We start from the raw sequence: 5011 nt of genomic DNA, 5'->3' as shown, positions 1-5011 counted from the left end.
CCCCCGCGCAGCCCCCGCCCCCGGCCGTCCCGCGGGCCCCGCCCCCGGCGCCCCGCGCCGGGCGGCGGCGGCTCGTGCTCGTCGTGCTGGCCGCGGTGCTCGCCGCCGGGGCCGCCGCCACCGGGGCGGTCGCCACCGCTCTGAAGGTCCGGGACGCCGACCGCGGCGCCGGCGACACCGACGTCTGGCAGCAGCCCGCCGACCGCAAACCCCGCGGCGACGCCGCCAAGCAGCCGGGCGTCGCCGCACCCGCCGGCGGCCCGCTCGGCGGCGCGCTGCTGCCCATGCCGCGCGGCTACCACCCCGGACCCGACATCGACGGGTTCGGCAACGAGACCGTCCTGTCGGCCCGGCAGGCGGAGGCCGTCTTCCAGCAGACCGCGCGCGGACTGCCGCCCGACCAGCGGCGGTTGCAGCTCGACGCGCTCAAGGACCTGGAGCTGAAGGGGATGGCCATGCGGTCCTACGCGGCCGACGAGTACGACCTCGTCGTCGAGGTGGAGCTGGCCCAGGTCGGCGGCGAGGGCACGGCGTCCGGGCTCGCGGCCGTACAGGAGGAGCTGAGGCGCAGCCTGGGCGAGTTCGAGGAGGGCCCGGAGGTCGAGGGGCACGACAACGCCGCGTGCTTCCTGATGCCCGACGACGCGGTCAGCGCCGAAGGGGACGCGGTGGCGATGACGACCTGCTCGGCGGCCAAGGGCGACCTGCTGGTCACGCTCACCGCGTACGGGCCGGCGGCCCACGGCGAGCGCGCCGTGCGGCTCCTCGAAGACCAGCTCGGCCACATCGACGCCCCGGGGAAGTCCATATGAGCGGCATGAGCGGCCACGAGACGAGCGGCCACGGGCCGGATCCGGCTCCGCACCGCCCGGACGCCGCGGCGCCCGCGCCCCCGCCGGCGTACGCACCGCAGCAGCAGCCGCAGGCCCACCAGCAGCCCGTGCCCGCGTACGCACCGGAGCCCGCCCCCGCGTACGCGGCCCAGCCCTCGCCCGCGTACGCGCACCAGCAGCCGCACCAGCACCAGCCCGCGCAGCCCGGCCACGCCCCGTACGGGACGCCGCCGCCCCCGCCGCCCCCCGCGCGCCCGCCCCGCAGGTGGCTCCGCCCCGCGCTGCGCTGGGGCGCCGCCGTACTGCTCCTCGCCGGCGCCGCGCTCGGCCCCGCGTACGCCGTCACCGGCGCCGAGCGCGGCGACCTGCCCGGCCTGGCCACCGAGGGCGACGGCCGCTGGGACTACCCCGAGCTGGAGCTGCCCGCGCTGCCCGCCGGCAAGCCGCCGCCGTTCGCCCCCGCCAACGCCGGCCAGATCCACCACGCCGACCTCCGCGACCTGCTGCTGCCGGCCCCCGCCGGGGCCGAGGACGACGCGCGGCTGAAGACGGAGGACGGCTGGCTGGCGCCCGCCGACTTCACCTCGGTCTACGTCGAGGAGGAGCGCGCGGAGCTGCGCCAGGCGCTCACCGACGACGCCGTGCGCCACATCGCCGCCACCGGCTGGACCATGCCCGACGACACCCGGGTGCGGATCTACCTGCTGCAGTTCAACACCGGCTCCCTCGCCGCGCACTTCTACGACCAGCAGCTGGCCGGCGGCATCTCCACCGCCCGCGACCTGACCGGCGCCCCCGAGGTGTCCGTCGAGGAGGAGTGGTCGGACGAGAACCAGCTGCCGGCGGTGGAGATGTACGTGTACGACGAGGCGAAGCCGCGCGGGAAGGAGCACGTCCGGCAGGCGTACGTCATCGCCGGCGACACCGTCGGCCTGATCACCGTCGAGGCGCCGGAGCAGGCCCCGCTGGTGCCGTTCCAGCAGACCCTCGTCCTGCAGCAGCAGCTCCTCGGCTGACGCCCGCCGGGCCGGTGTCCGAGCGGGCGGCTAGACTCGGCGGCGGTACGTCCCTCATCGTTACGGAGCGCACTCGTGCTGGTCCTCACCTTCGACATCCTGCTCGTGCTGGTCTGCGTGGGCACACTGGCCTTCGCCGGCCTGGTCGTGAAGAAGCTGTACCAGGGCCAGCGCTGACGATGCCGATCGAGATCCCCTCCGACCTGCACAAGGACCTGGTCCCGCTGGCGTTCCTCCTGGGCGACTGGCAGGGTGCGGGCGTCTTCGACTTCCCCGGCAGCGAGAAGTGCAACTTCGGCCAGGAGGTGCGCTTCGGCCACGACGGCCGGGACTTCCTGGCGTACTCGTCGTACACCTGGGTGCTCGACGAGCAGGGCGAGAAGGTACGCCCGCTGGAGAGCGAGAGCGGCTACTGGCGCATGCGCCCCGGCCGGCGGCTGGAGGCCGTCATGGTGCGCGACCAGGGGGTCGCCGAGGTCTGGTACGGCGAGCTGGCCGAGGGCAAGCCCCAGCTGGACCTGGCCACGGACGCGGTCGCACGGAGCGCGGCCTCCCCGCCGTACACCGGCGGCAAGCGGCTCTACGGGTACGTCAACGGCGACCTGATGTGGGTCGGCGAGAAGGCCACGCCCGAGGTCGAGCTGCGGCCGTACATGTCGGCGCAGCTGAAGAAGGTCGTGGACCCGCGCGAGTGGGCGAAGGACCTGAAGGACCTCCCGGACGACGGCATCGCGTTCTTCCGCTGACACCGCGCGCCGGCCCCCGGGCCGGCGCCCCGCGGCGTGCGCCTTCGGGCAACCGGCGGGGGTTCCCCCGCGGCACTCATACACTTGAGCCGTGGAGACCACCGACTGGAAGCGTGACCTGCGCGAGCGCGGCTACCGCCTGACGCCGCAGCGCCAGCTCGTGCTGGAGGCCGTCGACTCCCTGGAGCACGCGACGCCCGACGGCATCCTCTGCGAGGTGCGCAAGACCGCCGCGAGCGTCAACATCTCCACGGTCTACCGCACGCTGGAGCTGCTGGAGGAGCTGGGCCTCGTCAGCCACGCGCACCTCAACCACGGCCCGCCGACGTACCACATCGCCGACCGCCACCACCACCTGCACCTGGTGTGCCGCGTCTGCGACCGGGTGATCGAGGCGGAGAACGCGGTGGCGGAGCCGTTCGCGGAGACGCTGCGGCAGCGGTTCGGCTTCGAGAGCGACGTACAGCACTTCGCGATCCTCGGCCGCTGCGCGGCGTGCACCGAGTCCGGCGCATCCGGCCCGTGACGCCGGGTGCCCGCCCGGACGTACTCTGGAGGAATGAACGCGCCTTCTCCCCTCCTCTCCCTGCCCGGGGCGGTCGCCGCCGAGGCTCCCGACGAGGGCGTCGCCGCGCACTACGGCGATCTCTTCCGGGAGCAGCGCGCGCTGGACGCCGGCGAGGGCTTCGTCGACCTCTCCCACCGCGGTGTCGTCTCGGTCACCGGCCAGGACCGACTGAGCTGGCTGCACCTGCTGCTGACGCAGCACGTGGAAGCGCTCGCGCCGGGGCACGCCACCGAAGCGCTGGTGCTGTCCGCCCACGGGCACATCGAGCACGCGCTGTACCTCGTCGACGACGGCGAGACGACGTGGGCGCACGTGGAGCCGGGCACGCAGAAGGACCTCGTCGCATACCTGGAGAGCATGAAGTTCTTCTACCGGGTGGACATCGCGGACCGCACGGACGACCGCGCCGTCGTCCACCTGCCGGCCGGCTCGATCACGGAGGCGCCGGCGGGCGTGCCGGTCCGCGAGACGGCGCACGGCCGCGACCTGTTCCTGCCGCGCGCGGCGCTCGCGGACTTCGCCGCCTCCGCGGGCCCGCCGGCCGGGGTGCTGGCGTACGAGGCCCTGCGGGTGGCGGCGCACCGGCCGCGGCTGGGCCTGGAGACCGACCACCGCACGATCCCGCACGAGGTGGGCTGGATAGGCACCGCGGTGCACCTGGAGAAGGGGTGCTACCGGGGGCAGGAGACGGTCGCGCGGGTGCAGAACCTGGGCCGGCCGCCGCGCCGGCTGGTGTTCCTGCACCTGGACGGCAGCGAGGTGAAGCTGCCGCCGCACGGGGCGGCGGTCCGGCTGGCGACCGAGGACGAGGGGCGCAAGCTGGGCTTCGTCACGACGTCGGTACGCCACCACGAGCTGGGGCCGATCGCGCTGGCGCTGGTGAAGCGGAACGTTCCGGCGGACGCGGCGCTGCTCGCGGACGAGACGGCGGCGGCGCAGGAGACGGTGGTCGAGCCCTGAGGCGGGCGGGGCGCCGGACGGCGGTCCGGGCCCGGCCCTGGGGAGCCGGCGGCACGAGCGGTACGGGCGCGGCGGCTGCGGCCCGGCGGCCGGGGCGGCCCGGCGGCTACGGCGGGCGCCGCCGTCTGCGCGGGCGTGCTCCCGTGCGCCCCTCGGACGTCCCGTACGCCCCCGTGCCCCGCGTACCCGTACGGCTCAGACCTCGACCAGCACCGTGAACGGCCCGTCGTTCGTCAGCGCCACCCGCATCCGCGCGCCGAAGACCCCCGTCGCGACCTGCGCGCCCAGCGCCCGCAACTGCGCCACGACCTCCTCGACCAGCGGCTCGGCGACCTCCCCGGGCGCCGCCGCCTGCCACGTCGGCCGGCGCCCCTTGCGGGCGTCGCCGTAGAGGGTGAACTGGCTGATCACGAGCAGCGGCGCCGACACGTCCGAGCAGGACTTCTCGTCGTCCAGCACCCGCAGCGTCCACAGCTTGCGGGCCAGCCGCGCGGCCTTCGCGGGGGTGTCGTCGTGGGTGACGCCCACGAGCACGCACAGCCCCTCGCCGGCCACCTCGCCGACCGTCTCGCCGCCGACCTCGACCCTCGCCCCGTCCACCCGCTGCACCACCGCTCGCATGCGTCGCATTATCCCGTCGGCGCCACGTGCGCCGCCGTGCCCCCGGGCGCCGCGGTGTGCGCGGGGCCGAACGGGCGCAGTCTTCCTGCACCGCCGCCCCGTGCAGTGGCACGATTGCCTCGGTGTCCGGCAGGCCGCCACGCCGACGCGGCATCTTCGGACGAAGGGGACTGACACTCGCATGAGCTCTTCCGGAGCCGGGCGGCCCGTGCCGCCCGTGCCGACCGCGCGCAGCAGCCCGCCCGCCGACCGCCGCCCGCACCCCCG

General features: G+C 75.4%; 6 protein-coding genes. 5 read left to right on the top strand and 1 reads right to left on the bottom strand.

Features of this window, described 5'->3' with window-relative positions; all coding sequences use genetic code 11:
* The 5 genes from ABD317_RS33395 to ygfZ form a co-directional block, all read left to right on the top strand.
* The coding region (locus ABD317_RS33395; protein ID WP_344295027.1) for a hypothetical protein at nucleotides 1-812 on the top strand (812 nt) is incomplete at its 5' end.
* Nucleotides 809-1849, top strand: coding sequence for a hypothetical protein (locus tag ABD317_RS33390; RefSeq protein WP_344295025.1), 1041 nt, complete (start codon nucleotides 809-811; stop codon nucleotides 1847-1849). The genes ABD317_RS33395 and ABD317_RS33390, both read left to right, overlap by 4 nt.
* A 179-nt stretch (nucleotides 1850-2028) precedes the next feature.
* Nucleotides 2029-2595, top strand: a complete 567-nt coding sequence (locus tag ABD317_RS33385) for a heme-binding beta-barrel domain-containing protein (protein ID WP_027753180.1) — start codon at nucleotides 2029-2031, stop codon at nucleotides 2593-2595.
* 91 nt (nucleotides 2596-2686) lie between these two features.
* Nucleotides 2687-3121: a transcriptional repressor gene (locus tag ABD317_RS33380; protein WP_027753179.1), complete on the top strand. Its 435-nt coding sequence runs from the start codon at nucleotides 2687-2689 to the stop codon at nucleotides 3119-3121.
* 33 nt (nucleotides 3122-3154) lie between these two features.
* Nucleotides 3155-4123: a CAF17-like 4Fe-4S cluster assembly/insertion protein YgfZ gene (gene ygfZ, locus ABD317_RS33375; RefSeq protein ID WP_344295022.1), complete on the top strand. Its 969-nt coding sequence runs from the start codon at nucleotides 3155-3157 to the stop codon at nucleotides 4121-4123.
* Nucleotides 4124-4318: 195 nt separating this feature from the next.
* On the opposite strand, the gene dtd is transcribed toward ygfZ, so the two are convergent.
* On the bottom strand, nucleotides 4319-4744 hold the full coding sequence (gene dtd, locus ABD317_RS33370; protein ID WP_344295020.1) for a D-aminoacyl-tRNA deacylase: 426 nt from the start codon (nucleotides 4742-4744) through the stop codon (nucleotides 4319-4321).
* Nucleotides 4745-5011 lie beyond the last annotated feature (267 nt).

The sequence above is a fragment of the Streptomyces synnematoformans genome (assembly GCF_039531005.1).
In the GTDB taxonomy this organism is placed as follows: domain Bacteria; phylum Actinomycetota; class Actinomycetes; order Streptomycetales; family Streptomycetaceae; genus Streptomyces; species Streptomyces synnematoformans.
Note: the sequence above shows the minus strand (reverse complement) of the source record. Positions and strands in the feature narration are given on the sequence as shown.

What these genes read in the sequence shown, in the direction of transcription:
- ABD317_RS33385 (WP_027753180.1), top strand. Translation starts at nt 2,029, where the DNA reads ATGCCGATCGAGATCCCCTCCGACCTGCACAAGGACCTGGTCCCGCTG.
- dtd (WP_344295020.1), bottom strand. Translation starts at nt 4,744, where the DNA reads ATGCGAGCGGTGGTGCAGCGGGTGGACGGGGCGAGGGTCGAGGTCGGC.
- ABD317_RS33390 (WP_344295025.1), top strand. Translation starts at nt 809, where the DNA reads ATGAGCGGCATGAGCGGCCACGAGACGAGCGGCCACGGGCCGGATCCG.
- ygfZ (WP_344295022.1), top strand. Translation starts at nt 3,155, where the DNA reads ATGAACGCGCCTTCTCCCCTCCTCTCCCTGCCCGGGGCGGTCGCCGCC.